18 protein-coding genes, 1 pseudogene and 1 riboswitch are annotated in these 21,647 nt (G+C 67.1%); of the genes and pseudogenes, 11 read left to right on the forward strand and 8 right to left on the reverse strand.

Annotated features, from left to right (window positions below):
* Positions 1-78: 78 nt before the first annotated feature.
* Positions 79-459, reverse strand: coding sequence for a response regulator (locus tag F615_RS0108990; protein WP_019560852.1), 381 nt, complete (start codon positions 457-459; stop codon positions 79-81).
* Positions 460-542: 83 nt separating this feature from the next.
* Positions 543-695 (reverse strand): rubredoxin, encoded by a 153-nt coding sequence (locus F615_RS0108995; RefSeq protein WP_019560853.1) that lies wholly within the window; start codon positions 693-695, stop codon positions 543-545.
* 164 nt (positions 696-859) lie between these two features.
* Between F615_RS0108995 and thiD the strand changes: the two genes are divergently transcribed.
* From thiD to mpl, 3 genes are read left to right on the forward strand one after another with little or no spacing between them, the layout of a single operon-like run.
* On the forward strand, positions 860-1,777 hold the full coding sequence (gene thiD / locus F615_RS0109000; RefSeq protein ID WP_026330175.1) for a bifunctional hydroxymethylpyrimidine kinase/phosphomethylpyrimidine kinase: 918 nt from the start codon (positions 860-862) through the stop codon (positions 1,775-1,777).
* 52 nt (positions 1,778-1,829) lie between these two features.
* Positions 1,830-3,131: a glutamate-1-semialdehyde 2,1-aminomutase gene (gene hemL, locus F615_RS0109005; protein WP_019560855.1), complete on the forward strand. Its 1,302-nt coding sequence runs from the start codon at positions 1,830-1,832 to the stop codon at positions 3,129-3,131.
* 35 nt (positions 3,132-3,166) lie between these two features.
* The gene (gene mpl / locus F615_RS0109010) at positions 3,167-4,510 is read left to right on the forward strand and encodes a UDP-N-acetylmuramate:L-alanyl-gamma-D-glutamyl-meso-diaminopimelate ligase (RefSeq protein WP_019560856.1); all 1,344 of its coding nucleotides are present in this window, start codon (positions 3,167-3,169) and stop codon (positions 4,508-4,510) included.
* Positions 4,511-4,519: 9 nt separating this feature from the next.
* On the opposite strand, the gene F615_RS0109015 is transcribed toward mpl, so the two are convergent.
* Positions 4,520-5,308 (reverse strand): enoyl-CoA hydratase, encoded by a 789-nt coding sequence (locus tag F615_RS0109015; RefSeq protein WP_019560857.1) that lies wholly within the window; start codon positions 5,306-5,308, stop codon positions 4,520-4,522.
* 158 nt (positions 5,309-5,466) lie between these two features.
* Between F615_RS0109015 and F615_RS19395 the strand changes: the two genes are divergently transcribed.
* Positions 5,467-5,970: a hypothetical protein gene (locus F615_RS19395; protein ID WP_019560858.1), complete on the forward strand. Its 504-nt coding sequence runs from the start codon at positions 5,467-5,469 to the stop codon at positions 5,968-5,970.
* A 46-nt stretch (positions 5,971-6,016) separates the two neighbouring features.
* On the opposite strand, the gene F615_RS0109025 is transcribed toward F615_RS19395, so the two are convergent.
* From F615_RS0109025 to F615_RS0109035, 3 genes are read right to left on the reverse strand one after another with little or no spacing between them, the layout of a single operon-like run.
* Entirely contained in the window at positions 6,017-7,756 is a 1,740-nt protein-coding gene (locus F615_RS0109025; RefSeq protein WP_019560859.1) for a M61 family metallopeptidase, read from the reverse strand.
* Between the two features lie 11 nt (positions 7,757-7,767).
* Positions 7,768-8,487: a DsbC family protein gene (locus tag F615_RS0109030; protein ID WP_019560860.1), complete on the reverse strand. Its 720-nt coding sequence runs from the start codon at positions 8,485-8,487 to the stop codon at positions 7,768-7,770.
* Between the two features lie 11 nt (positions 8,488-8,498).
* The gene (locus tag F615_RS0109035; RefSeq protein ID WP_019560861.1) at positions 8,499-9,605 is read right to left on the reverse strand and encodes an FAD-dependent monooxygenase; all 1,107 of its coding nucleotides are present in this window, start codon (positions 9,603-9,605) and stop codon (positions 8,499-8,501) included.
* Between the two features lie 218 nt (positions 9,606-9,823).
* On the opposite strand from F615_RS0109035, the gene F615_RS0109040 reads away from it, so the two are divergent.
* The gene (locus F615_RS0109040; RefSeq protein WP_019560862.1) at positions 9,824-10,687 is read left to right on the forward strand and encodes an MOSC domain-containing protein; all 864 of its coding nucleotides are present in this window, start codon (positions 9,824-9,826) and stop codon (positions 10,685-10,687) included.
* 45 nt (positions 10,688-10,732) lie between these two features.
* Here F615_RS0109040 and F615_RS0109045 read toward each other — a convergent pair whose 3' ends face one another.
* A complete protein-coding gene (locus tag F615_RS0109045; RefSeq protein WP_019560863.1) occupies positions 10,733-11,620 on the reverse strand; it encodes a LysR family transcriptional regulator in 888 nt (295 codons plus the stop codon).
* A gap of 98 nt (positions 11,621-11,718) precedes the next feature.
* Here F615_RS0109045 and metE point away from each other — a divergent pair, with 98 nt between their 5' ends.
* The 6 genes and pseudogenes from metE (at position 11,719) to F615_RS0109070 (ending at position 17,715) form a co-directional block, all read left to right on the forward strand.
* On the forward strand, positions 11,719-14,013 hold the full coding sequence (gene metE, locus F615_RS0109050; protein WP_019560864.1) for a 5-methyltetrahydropteroyltriglutamate--homocysteine S-methyltransferase: 2,295 nt from the start codon (positions 11,719-11,721) through the stop codon (positions 14,011-14,013).
* A gap of 4 nt (positions 14,014-14,017) precedes the next feature.
* Positions 14,018-14,224, forward strand: a riboswitch (cobalamin riboswitch).
* A gap of 272 nt (positions 14,225-14,496) precedes the next feature.
* A pseudogene (locus F615_RS20415) lies at positions 14,497-14,622 on the forward strand (acyl-CoA thioesterase); the annotation flags it as partial.
* A 398-nt stretch (positions 14,623-15,020) separates the two neighbouring features.
* Positions 15,021-15,143, forward strand: a complete 123-nt coding sequence (locus F615_RS20420) for a hypothetical protein (RefSeq protein ID WP_245558344.1) — start codon at positions 15,021-15,023, stop codon at positions 15,141-15,143.
* Positions 15,124-15,633 carry a GNAT family N-acetyltransferase gene (locus F615_RS0109060; RefSeq protein WP_019560865.1) on the forward strand — a complete coding sequence of 170 codons (510 nt, stop codon included), beginning with the start codon at positions 15,124-15,126 and terminating at the stop codon, positions 15,631-15,633. Before F615_RS20420 ends, F615_RS0109060 begins: the two co-directional genes overlap by 20 nt.
* Before the next feature lie 21 nt (positions 15,634-15,654).
* On the forward strand, positions 15,655-16,749 hold the full coding sequence (gene ychF, locus F615_RS0109065; RefSeq protein WP_019560866.1) for a redox-regulated ATPase YchF: 1,095 nt from the start codon (positions 15,655-15,657) through the stop codon (positions 16,747-16,749).
* Between the two features lie 81 nt (positions 16,750-16,830).
* A complete protein-coding gene (locus tag F615_RS0109070) occupies positions 16,831-17,715 on the forward strand; it encodes an aldo/keto reductase (RefSeq protein ID WP_033371142.1) in 885 nt (294 codons plus the stop codon).
* 7 nt (positions 17,716-17,722) lie between these two features.
* Here the strand turns inward: F615_RS0109070 and putA are convergent, their stop codons facing one another.
* Complete coding sequence (gene putA / locus F615_RS0109075) at positions 17,723-21,430, reverse strand: trifunctional transcriptional regulator/proline dehydrogenase/L-glutamate gamma-semialdehyde dehydrogenase (protein WP_051090220.1); 3,708 nt, start codon at positions 21,428-21,430, stop codon at positions 17,723-17,725.
* Between the last annotated feature and the right edge of the window lie 217 nt (positions 21,431-21,647).

Here is a 21,647-nt window from a genome sequence, read left to right on the forward strand (position 1 = left end):
GATCGGGGCTGACCCACAGGTGCCCCCGTGCAAACGGATGCAATGAGAAAGGGCGCCGGCAGTCGGGCGCCCCGGGATTCATGCGGTGCGGCGGTGCTGTTCCACGGCCTGGAGCAACTGGTCTTTGGTGAAGGGCTTGGTCAGGTAATCCTGCGAGCCGACCATGCGTCCGCGCGCCTTGTCGAACAAACCGTCTTTGGATGACAGCATGATCACCGGCACCGAAGAAAACTTGGGATTGCGCTTGATGATCGCGCAGGTCTGGTACCCATCGAGCCGCGGCATCAAGATGTCGCAAAAAATCAAATGCGGCTCATGGTCATTGACCTTGGCCAGCGCATCGAAGCCGTCCTCAGCCAGCACCACTTCGTAGCCGCCTTGCTTGAGGAAGATCTCGGCACTGCGGCGAATGGTGTTGCTGTCGTCGATGACAAGCACCTTGGTGGCCCCCGCAGGCATGGCCCGACCGTTCGAAGCAGCGGTATCGCTCACTGAAGCCCTCTCCTCAACGACTTGAACTGGCTGTCCTCGCGTCTGTCGCGCTAGATCTGCACCATTTCGAAGTCTTCCTTGCGAGCGCCGCATTCTGGGCAAACCCAGTTCATCGGCACATCGGCCCAGGCAGTCCCCGGGGCGATGCCATGCTCAGGGTCGCCGGCGGCCTCGTCATAGATCCATCCGCAAATCAGGCACATCCAGGTTCGAGACTCGCTCACTTTGTATCAGTTTCACTACAATGATGCGAGGCATTGTAGCCTTGTGAACACACAAAACCGCGAGGGTTTGTGCGAACTTACACGTGATTGTTCATGTGAAGTTCCCTGCCGACCGCCCTCGCCCACCGCACCGGCCCGCATCCATGTCCCAAACCCCCCAAGACCCGGCCCCCGACGCCCCCGAGGACGCCGCCGCCCCGCCGTGCGTGATGAGCTTCAACGCCAACGACCCCAGTGGCGCAGGCGGCTTGGGTGGCGACGTGGCCACCCTGTGCGCCATGGGAGCCCACCCCTTGCCGGTGGTCACGGCCATCTTGCTGCGAGACACCGCCGAAGTGTTCGATCACCACGTGCTCGACGATGAGGCGGTGGTCGAGCAGGCCCGCAGCATCCTCGAGGACACGCCGATCGCTGCCTGGAAAGTCGGTTTCCTCGGCAGCGCGGAAATCATCAGCGTGGTCGCCGAGGTGTTGTCCGACTACCCCGACGTGCCCCTGGTGGCCTACCTGCCCAGCCTGCCCTGGATGGAAGAATCCGCCCACGAGGCCTATCACGACGCGTTCCGCGAACTGGTGCTGCCGCAGGCCTCGGTGCTCGTGGGCAACCACAAGACCCTCACCGACTTTTTGTTGCCCGACTGGGATGCCGATCGGCCAGCCTCCCCGCGTGAGCTGGCCGTCGCGGCAGCCGAACATGGCACGCGCTTCGTGCTGGTCACCGGCATCCAACTGCCCGACCATTTCGTCGACAACGTCCTGGCCACGGCCGACGGGCCGATCAGCGGCGAACGTTTCGAGCGCTTCGACGCCGGGTTCGTCGGCGCGGGCGAAACCCTGTCGGCCGCCCTGACGGCCATGCTGGCCAACGGGGCGGACATCACCGCCGCAGCCGCCGAGGCCCTGGCCTTCCTGGACCAAACCCTGGATGCCGGCTTCCGGCCCGGCATGGGCGCGGTGATTCCCGACCGGTTCTTCTGGGCTTTGCCACCGGCCGAGGGCTCACCAGAGCCTGCCGACGAGGCCGAGGATGGCGCCCCGCCGGATCGGCGTCACGTCCACTGACACACAAAACCCCGCCGACGGGTGCGCCCGTCGGCTCCGACTCTCGCTTCGCATGGCCACCAACGAACAACTCTTCGAACGCGCACGTCGGGTCATCCCCGGCGGCGTCAACTCGCCGGTGCGCGCCTTCCGCGCCGTCGGGGGCACACCGCGCTTCATCACGCGGGCCCAGGGCGCGTATCTCTATGACGCCGAAGGCCGCCGCTACATCGATTACATCGGCTCTTGGGGCCCGATGATCCTCGGACACGGCCATCCCGCCGTGGTGGAGGCCGTGCAGCGCGCCGTGGCCGAGGGCTTGTCCTTCGGTGCGCCCACCGAGCGCGAGATCGAACTGGCCGAAGCCATCCTGGATCTGGTGCCCTCGGTGGAACAGGTGCGGCTGGTGAGTTCGGGCACCGAAGCCGCCATGAGCGCGATCCGCCTGGCGCGCGGAGCCACCGGCCGACCCAAGCTCATCAAATTCGAAGGCTGCTACCACGGTCATGCCGATGCCCTGCTGGTGAAGGCCGGCTCCGGGTTGGCCACCTTCGGCCACCCGACCAGTGCCGGCGTGCCGCCCGAGGCGGTGCAGCACACCTTGGTGCTGGAATACAACAACCTCGATCAACTGGAGGCCGCGTTTGCCGAGCACGGCACGCAGCTGGCCTGCGTGATCATCGAGCCGATCGCCGGCAACATGAACTTCGTGCGCGCCAGCGTACCGTTCATGCGCCGGCTGCGCGAGCTGTGCACACGGCATGGGACGCTGCTGATCTTCGACGAGGTCATGACCGGTTTCCGCGTGGGTCTGCACGGCGCGCAGGGGCTCTACGGCCGGCTCATCCCGGGCTTGCGGCCCGACCTCAGCGTCTTCGGCAAGGTCATCGGCGGGGGCATGCCGCTGGCCGCCTTTGGCGGCCCGCGCGCCATCATGGAGCAGCTCTCGCCGCTGGGGCCGGTCTATCAGGCCGGCACCTTGTCGGGCAACCCGGTGGCCACGGCCTGCGGCCTGGCCACGCTGCGCGAGATCCGCCGACCCGGCTTCTTCGAAGCACTGTCGGAGCGCACCCGCATGCTGGTGGACGGCCTGCAAAGCGCCGCACGCGAAGCCGGCATCGACCTCGCCGTGGACTGCGAAGGCGGCATGTTCGGCTTCTTCCTGGCGCGTGAGCTGCCGCAAAACTACGGGCAGGTCATGGCCACCGACAAGGAGGCTTTCAATCGCGTCTTCCACGGCATGCTCCAACGCGGGATTTACCTCGCGCCCGCGCTGTACGAAGCCGGCTTCGTCAGCGCCGCCCACACGGCCGAAGACATCACCGCCACCATCGAGGCCGCCCGCGCCACCTTCGCATCCTGGGCCGCCCCCTGATCCCATCGCTGCCGGCCCCGCGCCGGGATTCACGCATGCATCTGCACATTCTTGGCATCTGCGGCACCTTCATGGGCGGGCTGGCCGCCCTGGCCCGCGAGGCAGGCCACCGCGTCACCGGCTGCGATGCCGGTGTCTATCCGCCCATGAGCGACCAGCTGCGCGAGCTGGGCATCGAGCTGATCGAGGGCTACGGCGCCGACCAACTCGCCCTGCGTCCCGATGTCTGGGTGGTGGGCAACGTGGTCAGTCGCGGCAACCCGCTGATGGAGGCCGTGCTTGAGGCCGGCTTGCGCTACACCAGTGGCCCGCAGTGGCTGGCCGAAAACGTCTTGCACGGCCGCCATGTGCTGGCCGTTGCCGGCACGCACGGCAAGACGACCACCACCTCGATGCTGGCCTGGATTCTCGAGGCCACCGGGCGCCAGCCTGGTTTTCTGGTGGGCGGCGTGCCGCAAAACTTCGGAGTGTCGGCCCGCCTGGGTGCAGGGTCCGCCTTCGTGATCGAGGCCGACGAGTACGACACGGCGTTCTTCGACAAGCGCAGCAAGTTCGTGCACTACCGGCCGCGCACTGCGGTGCTGAACAACCTGGAATTCGACCACGCCGACATCTTCGACGACCTGGCGGCCATCGAGCGCCAATTCCACCACCTGGTGCGCACCGTGCCTGGCGGCGGCCGCCTGGTGGTCAATGCGCGCGAGGCCAGCCTGCAGCGTGTGCTGGACAAGGGTTGCTGGAGCGAGGTGGTGCGCTTTGGCACGGCCGAAGGCTTCGAGGCCCGCGGCGAGCCTCAAGACTTCGAGGTCTACCGCGATGGCCAGGCCGTGGGCCGGGTGCGCTGGGAGCTGCTGGGCGAGCACAACCAGATGAACGCGCTGGCGGCCATCGCCGCGGCCGAGCACCTGGGCATCTCGCCCTCGGCGGCGGCCGAAGCGTTGGGCGGCTTTCGCAACGTCCGTCGGCGGCTCGAAGTGCGTGGACAGGCCGGCGGCGTGACCGTCTATGACGACTTCGCCCACCACCCCACGGCGATGCGCACCACGATCGACGGCCTGCGCCGCCGCGTGGGCTCGGCGCGCATCCTGGCCGTCTTCGAGCCGCGCTCGAACACGATGAAGCTGGGCACGATGAAAGCGCAGCTGCCTTGGGCCTTGGAAGCAGCCGATCTGGCCTTCTGCCACAGTGGCGGCCTGACTTGGAACGCCGCCCAGGCGCTGGCCCCCTTGGGCGCCAAGGCCCAGGTGGCCGACAGCATCGACGGCGTGATCGCCCAGGTGCTGGCCGCCGCGCGTGCGGGCGACCATGTGCTGTGCATGAGCAATGGCAGCTTCGGCGGCATCCATGGCCGCCTGCTGGAGGCGCTGGCGGCGCGCTGAGCGCGCGCGTCAGCGATGCTTGAACACCGCGGGGCGTTTGGACAGAAAGGCGTCCATGCCCTCTTTTTGATCCTCGGTGGCAAACAAGGCGTGGAAGGCGCGACGCTCGAAACGCAGTCCTTCGTCCAGCGGCGACTCATAGGCCCGGTTCACGCATTCCTTGGCCGCCAGCAGGCTGGGCAGTGAATAGCCACAGATGGCGTCGGCCGCGGCAAACGTCTCCTCCAGCAGCTTGTCGGCTGGCACCACCCGGGACACCAGACCGGCGCGCTCGGCCTCGACCGCATCCATCATGCGCCCGGTGAGGATCAGATCCATGGCCTTGGCCTTGCCCACTGCGCGCGGCAAGCGCTGCGTGCCTCCGGCGCCGGGAATGATGCCCAGCTTGATCTCGGGCTGGCCGAACTTCGCCGTGTCCGCCGCGATGATGATGTCGCACATCATCGCCAACTCGCAGCCGCCGCCCAGCGCAAAGCCCGACACCGCGGCGATCACCGGCTTGCGCACGCGCTTGAGCGTTTCCCAGTTGCGAGTGATGAAATCCGATTTGTAGACCTCCATGTAGGTCCACTTGGCCATGGCCGAGATGTCGGCACCGGCCGCAAAGGCCTTCTCGCTGCCAGTGATGACCATGCAGCCGATGGCATCGTCGGCATCGAAGGCCAACAGCGCCTGGCCTAGCTGATCCATCAGCGCATCGTTGAGGGCGTTGAGCTGCTTGGGCCGGTTCAGGGTGATGACACCCACCTTCAGCGCGGCCTGGCCGCGCACTTGGGTCAGGATGAGGGGTTCGCTCACGGGCTTCTCCTTTCGCAGCCCTCACTATACGGCCCCGCCGATGGCGTGAAATCCGACCGGCATGCCTCCACCGCAGCGCGCTCCACAGGAGCTTTCCCAGTGGCGTGAGCGGATGGGGCGCGTTAAGCTGCACGCATCGCGCTCAACCAGGGTGATCGATGGCTACGGTGTACCGCAAGACGGAAAAGGGACAGGCCGAAATCGCCACCCGCCAACACCACCTGTCCATGAAGCTGCGCTCGGCGCTCATCATGGTCGATGGCAAACGCACGGACGAGGAGCTGCTGCGCATGATTCCTGGCGATGGCCAGGAACTGCTCCAACAGCTGCGTGATCAAGGCTTCATCGAGGTGATCGCCGTCACGGCGCAGCGCTCCGCATCGAATGGCCCCAAACCGGCAGACAGCGTCCCCCCGCCGACGGAGTCCAGCTTCGGTCAGGGCCCCACGGGAGCGGACTTCATCGCCCTGCGCCAGCAGGCTGCCCGCTTCATCTCCGAGCAGCTCGGACCCATGGGCGACGATCTGGCCGTGCGCTTGGAAAAAGCCAAGGCCTGGGCGGACATGAAGCCGGTGCTGACCATGGCCCAGCGGGTGCTGCAGGACAACCGTGGGCCGACGACGGCCGAAGCCTTCCGGATTCGTTTCATCGATCCGTACTGAACCCCGCGCATCATCGGCGGGGCCGCCGCGCCACCTTCGACAGCGGTCAACGGGCCTTGAGCCAGGCTCGACGACGCTGCAATTCGCCATCTGACGCCGGATCGGCCGGCACCAACACCACCGAGCCCAGCCCGGCGGGAATCTCCACCGTGAGCGTCTTGAGACGTTGATCTCGACTGACGAGCAGCCGAGCCCGCCGGGGCTCAGCCGCAGGCCCGAGATAGATCGACAGATCGTCGAGCTTGCGCAAATGCCAATCGTCCACGGCCAACAGCTCATCGCCGGCGGCCAGCCCGGCGCGCTCGGCCGCACTGCCGCGCAAGACGGCCTTGACCGTCAGCCCGCCGTTGTCGGCCACGCGCACGCCCAAGCGCTGAGCCCAGGTCGGGGGGTCGCGCTGCCAGCGCACCGCATGAGCACGCAGCAGTTCTTCCAGCGGAAGATCTTGCGTGCCATGCACCCAGGCTTGGAGTTCCCGTCGGTAGCTGCGCCCGCCGACGGCCTCCAGCGCCTGCGCGAACAAGGCTTCGTCCATCGGGCCGCCCCCGGTGTGCCGCCACAGCCAAGCCATCACCTCGTCCAGCGTGCCACGCCCTTCCTGCCGCAGCCGCAAGTCCAGTGCCAGCGCGACGAGCGCCCCTTTGGTGTAGTAGCTGATGGTCGCATTGACCGTGTTTTCGTCTGGGCGGTAATACTTCACCCAGGCATCGAAACTGGCCTGCGCGACGCTTTGCACCCGACGGCCCGGCAGCGCAAGGGTGTTGGTGATCGTGCGCGCCAACAACTTGAGGTAGCGAGCCTCGTCGATCAAGCCGGCACGGCACAACAGCAGGTCATCGTAATACGACGTGAAGCCTTCGAAGAGCCACAGCAGCTGCGTGTAATTCTCGCGGCCGTAGTCATAGCGGGCGAATTCCGCCGGCCGCAGGCGCTTGACGTTCCACGCATGGAAATACTCGTGGCTGATGAGCCCCAGCAAAGTGACGTAGCCCTCGGACAGCCCCTCCTCGCCCAAGCGCGGCAGATCGCGCCGGCTGCAGATCAATGCAGTGCTGGCGCGGTGCTCCAAGCCGCCATAGCCATCGTCGACGACGTTGAGCATGAAGACGTAGCGGTCGAAAGGAGGTTTGCGCCGTCCGTGCCAGAAGGCGATGGCCGTCTCACAGATGCGCTGGGCATCGCGAAGCAATCGTTGGCCGTCGAAACTCGGCGCAGCGCCACTGACGACGAACTCGTGCTCCACGCCCTGGGCTTTGAAGCGCCCGCGCCAGAAGCCACCCAGCTCGACCGGATGGTCGACCAGCTCGTCATAGTCGGCTGCTTGGTACACGCCCTGCCCGCGCGCGTCGGTGCGCACGGCAGGCAAAGCGGTGGCCACCTGCCAGCGCGGCGGCAAGCCACGCAGCTCGACACGGTGGGGTTCGTCCTCGCGGCCGTGCACGCGCAAGAACACCGAGGTGCCGTTGAAAAACCCACGATCCGCATCCAAGTAGGCCGCCCGCACCGACGTGTCGAAGGCATAGACCCGATATTCGATTTCCAAGGCACTCGCCCCGCTGCAGCGAGCCCGCCAGGTGCACTTGTCCAGCTGCTCCAGCGGCACCGTGCGCGAGCCCTGCCGCGCCACCAGCCCTTGCAGGTGACGCGCAAACTCACGCACCAGATAGCTGCCTGGAATCCACACCGGCAGCGACACGAGGGTGTCGGCCTGCGGACGGACGACGCGCAGGACCACCCGGTACAGGTGGGCCTGCAAATCATGGGGCTCGATGCGGTAGTGGATCATCCGGGGGCGCTTCAGCGAACTTTCACCTGGGCGAGCTGCTGCTCGATCTGGGCCGTGTTGAGCGCCCCCGGAATGCGGGTGCCGTCTTCGAAAATCAGCGCCGGGGTGCCATTGATGCGGTGTTTGCGTGCCAGCTCGGTGGATCGCTCCACCGCTTTCCAATCACAGCCCGCCGGCGCCGGCGGCGGCGCGATGTTGCGCAGCATCAGGTCTTGCCACGCCTTGAGGCGGTCTTTGGCGCACCAAACGTCGCGCGACTTGGCCAGCGAGTCCGGCCCGATGGGCACCGGGTAGAGAAAGGTGTAGACCGTCACATCCTTGACCTGCTGCACGTCGCGCTCGAAACGCTTGCAGTAGCCGCAATTCGGGTCGGCAAACACGGCAATCTTGCGTTTGCCATTGCCGTTCTTCATCACGATGGCGTCTTTGAGCGGCAGGCTGGCGAAGTCGATGGCGGTGAGCTTCGCCACGCGTTCTTGGGTGAGGTTGCGCTGAGCCTCCAGGTCGATCAGCTCACCGCGGATCAGGTAGTTGCCCTGGGCATCGGTGTAATAGACCTCATGGCCGACTTGCAATTCGAACAAGCCCGGCACGGGGGTGGGCAGGACCTCCAGCTTGGCATCGGCCGGCAGCCGGGTCTCGAACTTCTTGCGGATCACCGCCTCATTGGACCAGGCCGGCACGGCCAAGGGCACCAGCAACAGTGCGGCCAAGATGGAGCGCAATGACATCACGAATTCCTTCAGGCATCGAGCGCGCGGGCCGTGAGCCAGCGCTTCAGAGGCGGCAGGGCATTGACCAGACCCAAACCACGGTTACGAAGTTCCTTCAACGGTGCCGACGATGCAGCAAACAAGTGCAGCAGACCATCGGTGAGCTGCCCCATGGCCCAGGTCGGCGCACGACGCGCACGCGCATAGCGGCGCAGCAGCCGCTCATCCCCCAGACGTCGCCACGCCTCTCGTGCAGCGAGCACTTCGGCCAGGGTCTGCACATCGGCCAGACCCAAATTGAGCCCCTGCCCAGCCAAGGGATGCACCACGTGCGCCGCATCGCCCAGCAACACCCAGCCCGGGCCACACACCCGGTCGGCCTGGGCGAACACCAGAGGCCAACCCACGCAGGGACCGTGCAGTTGGAGCCGACCGGCCACACCGCCCGTGGCTTCGTTGAGGGCCTGCTCCAGCGCCTCAGGGCGCGCCCTCAACCAGGCCTCGGCCTGCGCACGAGGTAGCGACCACACCAGGCCGTAGGAAGACTCGGGCTGCGGGCGGTCGAAGGGTAGCAAGGCCAACACATCGGGGCTGCGAAACCATTGACGGGCAACGCCCCGATGCGGCGCATCGGCCACCAGTCGGGCGGCCAGTGCGGTCTGGCCATAGTCGTGCCGCGTCCATTGCACCCCAAGCGCTGCGCGCCGCGCCGAATGGCGCCCCTCGCAAATGGCCTCGAGCTCGGCGTGCACTGGGCGATCCACCACGGTCACATGCGGCTGGAACTGCAAGGCCCGGGACAGTTCCAGTTCGAGCGCGGCCGCATCGACGATCCAAGCCAGCTCGCGCACCCCTTGTTGCCAGGCCGAGAACTCCAGTGCCGCCCCGGGCGCATCGCCCTCGATCCGCATGTCGTAGACCGGTGTGGCAGCCGTGGAGGGAAGGTGGGGCCAGACCTTCAACCCTTCGAGCAGGGCCACCGATCTGGCGTTGAGCGCATAGGCACGCACATCGTCGGCCGACGGGCTCGGCAACGGCGCACTGAGGGCCACACGCAGCCCTTCGCGCGCCAGGGCCAAGGCGAGCGTCTTGCCGACGATGCCGTGGCCCAGGATGGAAACGTCGTAGCGGCTCATGATGGCTCATTGTAGGGGCCGGGGCTCTATGATCCGTGCCTGAAGGCTCCCATCGTCCTGCCTGAAGCCACCCACCCGGTCGGGCTCGCCCAGGGCCGTCGGCTGGGCATGGCGCCACACGCTGGAGCGATCGGCGCGGCAGCCCCCTGGGCATCGGCTGGCGCCCACTGCCCGGACGATGGGCCTGCTGCAACACAAGCACAGAGGAGTGGGTTCAAGTGAGCGATGTGAATTTCCGTGTAGGCGCTTTGTACGTGCATCCCATCAAGTCCTGTGCAGCCGTGCCGGTCCATGAAGCCTTGCTGATCGAGACCGGTCTGGAGTTCGACCGTGCCTGGATGGTGGTCGATGAGCATGGCCATTTCCTCAGCCAGCGCGAACTGCCACGCATGGCGCTGATCCGCCCCACACTGCGTGCGGCCGACATGGTGCTGCGCGCGCCGGGCATGCTGACCTTGCACATTGCCTACGACACCGTGGAAAGCCCCACCCGGGTGACGGTGTGGAACGACGCCGTGCCCGCCTATGACATGGGCGACCTGGCGGCCCAATGGTTCAGCGACTTCCTGGGCCGGCGCGTGCGCCTGGTGCGCTTCGACCCGGAACACAAGCGCCTGTCCAGCCTGGAGTGGACCGGCGGCCTGGAAGCCGAAAACCAGTTCACCGACGGCTTCCCGCTGTTGGTGCTGACCCGCGCGGCGCTGGACGAACTCAACACCCGCCTGGCCGCGCAGGGGCTGCCGGCGGCCAGCCCGGAGCGCTTCCGTCCCAACCTCGTGCTCGATGCCGTGGACGAGACCCTGACGGCCCATGCCGAAGACCATCTGCAAGAGCTGCAGATCGACACGGATGATGGTCCGGTGCGCCTGAAGCTCGTGAAACCCTGCGTGCGCTGCTCCATCCCGGATGTGGACCCGGTCACGGCCGACACCGGCCACGCCATCGGCGACGCCTTGGCCGGCTACCGCGCCGACCCCCGCATGGACGGCGGACTGACTTTCGGCATGAATGCCATCGTGCTGGAAGGGGTGGAGCGGCTGCTGCGCGTCGGACAATTGGGCACGGGTCGCTGGGCCTTTTGAGAACGACCTTACCCTGAGACCGACCTTGCCCGCCGCTGCGGCAGCTCACACCTCGGCGGCGCGGCACTGACGCAAAAAATCCGCCACGTAGTCCACGCCCCGATCGAGGCGCCGCACGCCCAGGTGGATCTGCTTGAACACCCCCTGCTGCCCCAGCCGCAGCCAGGCCAGCGGCAGGCGCTGGGCATACTCTTGCACCAACCATGCCGGCATGGCCGTCACGGCCCGGCCGGCGGCCACCATCTGCAGCAAAACTTCCGTGTTCTCCACCGTCTTGTGCCGCAAAGGCAACACCCCCGCCGGTGTGAGAAACCGGGTGTAGACATCCAAACGATCGGGGCTCACCGGGTAGGTGAGCAAGGTTTCGCCAGCCAAGTCTTCCGGTTGCGCCCACGACTGTGCCGCCAGGCGGTGAGCCGCGCTGACCACCAGCACCTGCTCGTAATCGAAGACCGGCTCGAAATGCACCTGGGCGTGCAGCAAGGGGTCTGGCGTGACAAGCACATCGATGTCGTGGGCCAGCAGCGCGCCCATGCCACCGAACTGGAACCGCTGGCGCACATCCACATCCACGTCCGGCCAGCGCGCCAAGTACGGGCCCAGATGCCGGTGCAGCCATAGAAAGCAGGGGTGACATTCCATGCCGATGCGCAAGGTGCCGCGCTCGCCCCGCGCATACTGCTGCAAGCGCTCCTCGGCCAATTCCAGTTGCGGCAGCACCCGCTGCGCCACCGCCAGCAGCGCCTGACCTGCCTGGGTCAACACCAGCCGCTTGCCTTCGCGGCGCCACACCGGCGTGCCCACTCGCTGCTCGAGCTTGCGCATGGTGTGGCTGAGGGCCGATTGGGTCAGGCACAAGCGTTGCGCGGCCGCGGTCAAAGAACCCTGACGCTCCACTTCGCGCACGATCGCCAGGTGGATGCGCTCGATCATGAACTGGATTCATTGATTTTTGATGAAAGATCATTTTACTTCATGGCGCATTGGGGCCAGCATCCCAGCCTCACCAAGGCTTCATCTCTGCGGACTCCATGCCAACGATCACCACACACAACCTGGGCTTTGCCCGCATCGGCGCACACCGTGAACTGAAGTTCGCGCTCGAATCCCACTGGCGCGGCCAGACCCCGATCGACGCGGTGCTGGACACCGCTGCGCAGCTGCGCGCTCGACACTGGGGCTTGCAATCGGGGCTCGATTGGGTGCCGGTGGGCGACTTTTCCCTGTACGACCACGTGCTGGACACCAGCGCTGCCTTGGGCTGTTTGCCCGAGCGTGCCCGTGCGGCATCGCTGGATCGCTGGTCGGTGTACTTCCGGGCCGCGCGCGGCCGGGCTCATGCGCGGTGCCCAGCCGCGCCCGTGGCCGCGGCCGAAATGACCAAGTGGTTCGACACCAATTACCACTATCTGGTGCCCGAGTTCGACGCGCACACCCGCTTCGAGCTGGACGATCACTGGCTGCAAACCCAATGGACGCAGGCCCGGTCTTTGGGCGTGCGAGGCAAGCCCGTGCTGCTGGGGCCGGTGAGCTTCCTGCGCCTGGGCAAGGCCCGCGACGGCTCGGACCGCCTGAAGCTGCTGGACGCCCTGTTGCCGGTGTATGCCCAATGGCTCGAACGCCTGCACCGCGATGGCGCCACCTGGGTGCAGATCGACGAGCCGGTGCTGGTCGAAGAGCTGGACGCGTCGTGGCGGCATGCCTTCAACCTGGCCTATCACACGCTCAAGGCCGTCCCGGTCAAGCTGCTGCTGACCACCTATTTCGGCCCCTTGGGCGAGAACCTATACCTGGCGGCGAATCTGCCGGTGGCCGGCTTGCATCTCGATGCGGTGCGGGCGCGCGCGGAAGTGAGCGCCGCGCTCAACCTCTTGCCGCCCACCAAGGTGCTGTCCTTGGGCGTGATCGACGGCCGCAACGTCTGGAAAACCGACTTGGACGCCACCTTGGATTGGCTGGAGCCGTTGGCCGCACGGCTGGAGGAGCGGCTGTGGTTGGCGCCCTCGTGTTCTTTGCTGCACGTGCCGGTGGACCTGGACCTGGAACGACGCCTACCGCATCCGTTGCGCGACTGGCTCGCGTTCGGTGTGCAAAAACTCGACGAACTGCGCTGTCTGGCCCAAGCGCTCACCCAGGGCAAAGACAGCGTGGCCCAACGGCTGGAGGAGCAACGACAGGCCGTGCAGTCACGGCGCGACAGCCCCAGCGTGCATCGGCCTGCCGTGCAAGCGGCCTTGGCGGCATGGGACGATGCGCTCGGACGCCGGCGCAGCCCCTACGCCCAGCGCATCGCCGTGCAACAGCAACGCCTGCAACTGCCCGCCTGGCCGACCACCACGATCGGCTCGTTTCCGCAGACGGCAGACATTCGCCTGCAGCGCAAGCGCCTGCGCGATGGCCTGATCGACCCCGCCGCCTACGAACAGGCCATGCGGAAAGAAATCGCCCATTGCATCCGCGTGCAAGAGGAACTGGGGCTGGATGTGCTGGTGCACGGCGAGGCCGAGCGCAGCGACATGGTGGAATATTTCGCCGAGCAACTCGATGGCTTCGCACTGACCGAGCATGGCTGGGTGCAGTCCTACGGTTCGCGCTGCGTCAAGCCACCGCTGCTGTATGGCGATGTGCAGCGGCCCGCACCGATGACCGTGCGCTGGGCCACCTACGCGCAGTCGCTGAGCACCAAGCCGGTCAAAGGCATGCTCACCGGCCCGGTGACGCTGCTGAACTGGTCCTTCGTGCGTGACGATCAAGCGCGCGAGACGACATGCCGCCAGTTGGCACTGGCCTTGCGCCAGGAGGTGCTCGACCTGGAAGCCGCCGGCGTGGCCATCATCCAAATCGACGAGCCGGCCTTGCGGGAAGGGCTGCCACTGCGCCAAGCCGACCAAGCCCATTACTTGCGCTGGGCCTGCGCCTGCTTTCGCATGGCGGCCAACGGGGTGGGCGACGCCACGCAGATCCATACCCACATGTGCTACAGCGAGTTCAACGACATCATCGAGCACATCGCCGAGCTCGACGCCGACGTCATCACGATCGAGACGGCCCGCTCGGCCATGGAGTTGCTCGACGCCTTCGAACGCCACCATTACCCCAATGGCGTGGGGCCGGGGGTGTATGACATCCACAGCCCCAACCTCCCATCCGTGCAGCAGATGATCGATTTGCTGCGCCGTGCCGCGCAGCACTTGTCACCGCAGCAGCTGTGGGTCAATCCGGATTGCGGGCTGAAGACGCGGCAGTGGGACGAAGTCGTACCCGCGTTGCGCCACATGGTGCAAGCCGCCCGTTGGCTGCGGGAGCACACCACCGAGGCCACTTGAGGTAAAGTGTTTTCTGCTTCGCGGTGTCTTGCCCCAAGGCAAGAATGAAAAGGGAACGACAGAAGGGTCGCGCAAGCGACCTATGCTGTGGCTGCCCCCGCAACTGTGATCGGCGAGTTCGCGGTCCATCGAGTCACTGGCCTTGCGCTGGGAAGACCGACCCGAACCATGACCCGAGAGCCAGGAGACCTGCCGCGAAGTCATGTGTCAGTGAGCAGGGCGGGGTGTCCCTGGTCTGGGCGCGCACCACTGTCCCACGGATCGCTGGCGGCCTCGAGCAGGCTGCCATGCGCGACCGGGGGGCGGCGGCATCCCGGTTCGACGACCCTCGTCCTTGCATGCAGGAGTCGTTCGTCCATGCCCGTCGCTTCTTCGTCCACCGTTCCCGCCGCCGTCGTACTGCCCACGCTGCGCACCGTCGATATGGTCTGGCCCGACCAGTCCAATCACCATGGCACCTTGTTTGGTGGCGCCGCCGTGGCCATGCTGGACCGTCTGGCCTACATCGTGGGCACCCGCGCCTTGGCCGCCCCGGCCGTCACCGCCAGCATCACCGAGCTGGCCTTTGCCCATCCTGCCCCGGCCGGGCAGTTGGTCGAAGCCCATGCGCGCGTGACCGACGTGGGCGAGCGCTCGGCCTGGATCGAAGCCGAGTTGATCAGCGAAGACCTGCTCAGCGGACAGCGCACCCACTGTGTCAGCGGCCGCTTCGTGATGGTGCGCCCCGCATCATCGCCACCGGCCGCGGCCCGTACGCCGGCCCATGAGACCCGCGCCGACGTGCCAGCCCAGGCCTGCACGGTGGCCGACATCGTCTTTCCCGGACATGTGAATCACCGCGGCATCTTGCATGGCGGCCCGGCCATGGCCTGGATGAGCAAGGCCGGCTTCGTGGCCGCCACGCGCCACAGCCGCCGCAGCGTGGTCATGGCCGGATGTGAGCGCGTGGACTTCGATGCTTCGATGCGCCCGCGCACGTGGGCGACATCGTCGAAGCCCACGCCTGGGTGCAACGCACCGGACGACGCTCCATCCAGGTGCAAGCGCAATTGTGGGTCGAATCGGCCCCCAGCGGGCAGCCGCAACGCTGCGCCACGGCAACGATGACTTATGTGGCCCTCGACCCTTGAGTTGCAGCGCTTGCAGCCGGCACATGCCCACGCCCTGCAAGTGCTGATGCTGTCGCTGTCGCGCGCCGACCGGCATGCGCGGTTTGGCCATGCGCTGGACGACGCGGCCCTGTGCGCTTGGGTGGAGGCTCTGGACTGGCAGACCCAACGCGCCTGGGGTCTGTGGGCCGCGCCCGACGTGGGGCTGGTGGCGGCCTTGCACCTGTTCGACATGGACCAGGCACGCAGCCACGAGTTGGCCGTGGTGGTGCATCCGCGGCTGCGGCGTCGCGGACTGGCCCGCTTGCTGCTGCAAGCGGCCTTGGCCCAGGCGCCGGAAGTCAGCCGCTTGTGGTGCGCGCATGCCCACCCCTTCATTCGCGCCGAATGCGCCCATCATGGGTGGTCGCTGCGCCACGCCGGCCCGCAAGGCGGCTTCGAGATCGGCCTGCGGCCTGACTCGACCGCACAGGTGCCGCCGCTGGCAAGCCCGGTAAAATGCAGGGTTTGACTTCGCACGGCCCCAGACACCATGAGCCTCCGCTGCGGCATCGTGGGGCTGCCCAATGTGGGCAAGTCCACACTCTTCAATGCCTTGACCAAGGCCGGCATCGCTGCCGAAAACTATCCCTTCTGTACCATCGAGCCCAATGTCGGCGTCGTGGAACTGCCCGACCCGCGCCTGCACAAGCTGGCCGAGATCGTCAAGCCCGAACGGGTGGTGCCGGCCCTCGTCGAATTCGTGGACATCGCCGGTTTGGTGGCCGGGGCCTCCAAGGGGGAAGGCCTGGGCAATCAGTTCCTCAGCCACATCCGTGAGACGGACGCCATCGTCAACGTGGTGCGCTGCTTCGAGGACGACAACATCATCCACGTGGCCGGCCGCGTGGACCCGATCGCCGACATCGAGGTGATTCAAACCGAGCTGTGCCTGGCCGACTTGGCCACGGTGGAAAAGAGCCTGCAGCGCTACACCAAGGTGGCTCGGGCCGGCGGCGACAAGGAAGCCCAGCGCCTGGTGGACGTGCTCAACCAATGCCAGGCCGCACTCAATGAAGGCCGACCGGTGCGCAGCATCGACTTCAGCAAAGAAGAGCGCGCCGTGCTCAAGCCGCTGTGCCTGATCACGGCCAAGCCGGCGATGTTCGTCGGCAACGTGGCCGAGGACGGCTTCGAGCACAACCCTCTGCTAGACCGCCTGAAGAACTACGCCGCCCAGCAAAACGCGCCGGTGGTGGCCATCTGTGCCAAAACCGAAGCCGAGCTGGCCGACATGAGCGACGAGGACCGACTGATGTTCTTGCAGGCCATGGGCCAGGACGAACCTGGGCTGAACCGTCTGATCCGCGCCGCCTTCAAGTTGCTGGGCTTGCAAACCTATTTCACCGCTGGCGAGAAAGAGGTGCGCGCCTGGACCGTGCCCATCGGCGCCACGGCGCCGCAGGCCGCCGGGGTCATCCATTCCGACTTCGAGCGCGGCTTCATCCGCGCCCAGACGATCGCCTACGAGGACTTCATCGCCTACGGCGGCGAGCAAGGCGCCAAAGACGCTGGCAAGATGCGTGCCGAAGGCAAGGACTACATCGTCAAGGATGGGGACGTGATGCACTTCCTGTTCAACGTCTGAATCCCACGCCTTCTTTTTCTTTGCTTCCAGGCGAGGCGCCCCGTGCAGGCGCCTCGTTCGTTTTCAGCCGAGGTCACCGCCATGACATCTGTCCTGTCCACCTTGCTGTCGCCCATCGTGGCCGGCTGCTGGCGCATGGCACAGTGGGGCTGGACACCCCAAGAACGCCTGCGCTGGATCGAGCAATGCCTGGAGCTGGGCGTCAGCAGCTTCGACCATGCCGACATCTATGGCAGCTACACGGTCGAAGCCTTGTTCGGCGAGGCCCTGGCGCTGGCCCCGCCGCTGCGCTCGCGCCTGCAACTGGTGAGCAAGTGCGGCATCCAGCTCGTCTCGCCGCAGCGCCCGCAACACCGCGTGAAGGCCTATGACAGCTCGCGCGGTCACATCGTGGCCAGCGTGGAGCATTCGCTGAAGGCACTGCGTACCGACTACCTGGACCTGCTGTTGCTGCACCGTCCCGATCCGCTGCTGGATGCCGACGAAGTGGCCGAGGCGTTCGAGGCGCTGCGCGCGGCAGGCAAGGTGAGGCACTTCGGCGTCTCGAACTACTCGCCAGCGCAGTTCGAATTGCTGGCCAGCCGCACGACCTTGGTGACCAACCAAGTCGAATGTTCCTTGCTCCACTTGGCCCCGCTGCACGATGGCAGCTTCGACCACATGCAACGGCTGCGGCTGTCGCCCATGGTGTGGTCGCCACTGGCCGGCGGCCGGCTGTTCACCGGCGACGGCCCGACCGAGCAGCGCGTGCGCGCCGCCCTGGAGGGCGTGGCGCGTGAACACGGCTGCAGTGCAGCCACCGTGGCACACGCCTGGCTGCTGCGCCTGCCCTGCCGACCGCACCCCATCGTGGGATCGCGCCGCATCGAGGCCATGCGCGAGGCCGTGGCGGCGCTGTCGCTGCGGCTGGAGGCGCCGACCTGGCATGCGCTGTGGTCGGCCAGCACCGGCCATCCAGTGCCCTGAGGGCTGCTCAGCCCAGCGTCATCAAAGACGCATTGCCGCCGGCGGCCGCGGTGTTGACACTCACCGAGCGCTCGACCACCAAACGCTCCAACGGCACGGCCGTCTCGCCCGGGGCCAGACGCACCAGCCCCACCACCGGCCCAGGCCGCTCGGCCAGGGCATGCTGCACCGCCCGTGCCGCCTGCGGCGTGCCATGCAGCAGCACCACGTCCAGCGGCCCCGGCGCGCGCAAAGGTTCGGCACGCAGCTCCACGCACCGGGCCACTTCGGCAGGCAGCTGCGCGGCCAGCGCGGCGGTCTCGGCCGGCCAAATCGCGCGCCCCCGCACTGCCAGCACGGCCGCCAATTGCACCAGACGGTCCGCCTCGGCATCGGCCAGGCACAGCACGGCTTGCCGGCCCTGCAGGCCATAGGTGTTGCGCTCGCCGGTGGGTCCAGGCAACGTGAGCTCCGCCCCGACCCGCGAGGCGGCCGACAGGCGTTCGCACACATCCGCCAGCCCCGGCTGACGTGACGCCAGCCAATCGCGCAAGACGCCCAGCGCCGGCGGCATCGCTGCGGGTTGGCCTCGCAGCGCGTGCGCCAGCACCGGCTGCGGCGCGCGCGAGAGCAATCGGTACAGGTACAACGGCCCGCCGGCCTTCGGCCCCGTGCCCGACAGGCCCTCGCCACCAAAGGGTTGCACGCCGACCACCGCGCCGATCATGTTGCGGTTCACGTACACATTGCCGACATGGGCATGACGCAGCACCTGCGCCACGGTCTCGTCGATGCGGGTGTGCAGGCCCAGCGTCAGGCCATAGCCCGTGGCATGAATCTGTGCCACCAGGTCCAGCAGCGACTCGCGCCGGAAGCGCAGCACGTGCAACACCGGGCCGAAGACCTCGCCCTCGAGGTCGCGCAGGTGTTCGATCTCGATGAGCGTGGGCGGCACGAAATGCCCCGGGGGCAAAGCGCCGGCATGCCGGGCTTGGAGGACATGCACACGCCGGCCGCGTGCACGCAGGGCCTCGATATGTGCCTCGATGCGCTGGCGGGCCTGCGCATCGATCACCGGCCCCACATCCACATCCAAGCGATCGGGACGGCCCAAGGCCAACTCCTCCATCGCTGCGCGCAGCATGGTGAGGATCGTGTCGGCCACCTCCTCTTGCAAGCACAACACACGCAGGGCCGAACAGCGCTGGCCTGCGCTGTCGAAGGCCGAGGCGAGCACATCGGCCACCACCTGCTCAGGCAGGGCCGACGAGTCGACGATCATGGCGTTTTGCCCACCGGTCTCGGCAATCAGCGGCAGCGGCTGGCCGCGCTCGTCGAGCCGATCGGCCAGGGCGCGTTGGATGAGTCGCGCCACCTCGGTGGAGCCGGTGAACAGCACGCCGCCGATGCGCTCATCGGCCACCAGCCGTGCGCCCACCGTCTCACCACGGCCGGGCAGCAACTGCAAGGCCGTGCGCGGCACCCCGGCCTGCCACAAAAGCTGCACCGCCTGCGCGGCGATCAAAGGCGTTTGCTCCGCCGGCTTGGCCAGCACCGCATTGCCCGCCGCCAAGGCGGCGGCGACCTGGCCAACGAAGATGGCCAACGGAAAGTTCCATGGGCTGATGCACACCACTTTGCCCACGGGAGCGTGGTCCATGCCGTCGAGCTCGGCGCGCAGCTGCGCGGCGTCGAAGCGCAAAAAATCCACCGCCTCGCGCACTTCGGCCAGCGCATTGGCCGCGGTCTTGCCCGCCTCGCGCATCAGCAGCCCCATCCACAGCGCCATGCGGGCTTCGAGCGCGTCGGCCGCGCGCTCCAGCACCTCGGCGCGCTCGCGCGCGCTCGCCCAAGCCCACGGCTGCGCCAGCCGCAAGGCCCGATCGATGACTTCATCCGGGGTTTCGACCACGGTGCCGACGCAGTCGGCAGGGTCGGCCGGATTGACCACCGTCACAGCCTCGGCCTCGATCCTCATGTCTTCGGCCCACAAAGGCGCCGCATGCCAAGTCTGCCGGCGCGCGGCCTCCACGGCCTCGGACAACTGGGCCAACACCCGCTCGTCGGCCAGATCCAACCCGCGGGAATTGCGCCGGGCCTCGCCATAGAGATCGACCGGACGCACGATGGCCGGGTGCGGACGTCCCAGTTCGCCCTCCTGCGCTGCCGCCTGCTCCACCTGCTGCACCGGGTCGCGCACCAGCTCGTCCAAGGACACGCCAGGGTCGGCCAGCCGGTGCACGAACGAAGTGTTGGCGCCGTTTTCGAGCAAACGGCGCACCAAATAGGCCAGCAAGGTCTCGTGCGTGCCCACCGGGGCATAGATGCGACACGGCCGCCCCAGCCCACCGGCCTGCGGCGGCGCCACCACCTGCTCGTACAAGGGCTCGCCCATGCCATGCAGGCACTGGAACTCGTATTGGCCCGGCTGCCAGCGCGCTGGGTCGGCCAGGTGATAGATGGCTGCCAGCGTCTGCGCATTGTGCGTGGCGAACTGCGGATACACCGCCTCGGGGGCGGCCAACAAAGCGCGCGCGCAGGCCAGATAAGACACATCGGTGTGCACCTTGCGCGTGAACACCGGGTAGTCGTCCAGGCCGTCGAGCTGGGCGCGTTTGATTTCGCTGTCCCAGTAAGCGCCTTTGACCAAGCGCACCATGAGCCGACGCCGATGGCGCCGGGCCAAATCGATGAGATGCTCGATCACCGGCAGCGCACGCTTCTGATAGGCCTGCACCACGAAGCCCAAGCCCTGCCAGCCCGCCAGCGAGGGCTCGCCGCACAGCCGCTCCAACAGATCCAGCGACAGCTCCAAGCGCTCGGCTTCCTCGGCGTCGATGTTCAAGCCCAGGTCATGGGCCTTGGCCTGTTGCGCCAGCCGCAACAGCACGGGATAGAGCTCGTCCATCACCCGGGCGCGCTGCGCGCGGCAGTAGCGCGGATGCAAGGCCGACAGCTTGATCGAAATGCCCGGTCCGTCGATCACACCGCGGCCTGCGGCCACCCGGCCGATCGCCTCGATGGCCGCCTCATAAGCTTGCGCATAGCGCCGCGCATCGGCAGCGGTCATCGCCGCTTCGCCCAGCATGTCGTAGGAGTAGCGGAAACCCTCGGCCTCGCGCACTCGGGCGCGCTGCAGCGCCTCGCCAATGGTCTGGCCCGTGACGAACTGCTCGCCCATCAGGCGCATCGCCACGTCCACGCCCTTGCGGATCAACGGCTCGCCACCAGCGGCCAGCAGACGCGTCAGCGAAGCCGACAGACCCGTCTCGCTATGGGTGGCCACGAGTTTGCCGGTGATCAACAGCCCCCAAGTGGCGGCATTCACGAACAGTGAAGGGCTGCGTCCCAGATGCGCCTGCCACTGGCCGCGTGCGATCTTGTCCCGGATCAGCGCATCGCGGGTGGCCGCATCGGGAATGCGCAGCAAGGCTTCGGCCAAGCACATCAAGGCCACGCCCTCTTGCGACGACAGCGTGTATTCATGCAGCAAGGCCTGCACCAGACCATGGCGCGTGCTGCCCGGCGGGCGCTGGCGCAGGCCTTGCGTCAGACGGCGCGCCAGGGCCTCGACCGGGGCGGCCAAGCCCTGCGGCAGCCGGGCCTGCGGCACCAGGGTGGCCATCACCTCAGGCTCGGGGCGGCGCGTGGCGTCGGCGATGGCCTGCCGCAGCGGCGCTTCGACCAGGGGGCTGGGAGCGTGGAACGGAACGGGGGCTGGCAGTGACGATTTCATGGCGATCACCAAGGGGATGATTGCCGCCATGGTGCGCCGCTGCCGGATGGATTGTTGGCGGATTTAGACCCGTTCAGAAGGATATGTCTCTAGCAAATTGGCTTGACACTAGAAAGAAGTCCGGCCAACGACCGCACCGTCTCGCATCCATGCGGGTCCCCCTCGTCACATGCCGCTGAGGCCCGATGTGTGACTTGCCGCGACTATCGATCGTCGT

It is taken from the genome of Caldimonas manganoxidans ATCC BAA-369, assembly GCF_000381125.1.
Taxonomy (GTDB): domain Bacteria; phylum Pseudomonadota; class Gammaproteobacteria; order Burkholderiales; family Burkholderiaceae_C; genus Caldimonas; species Caldimonas manganoxidans.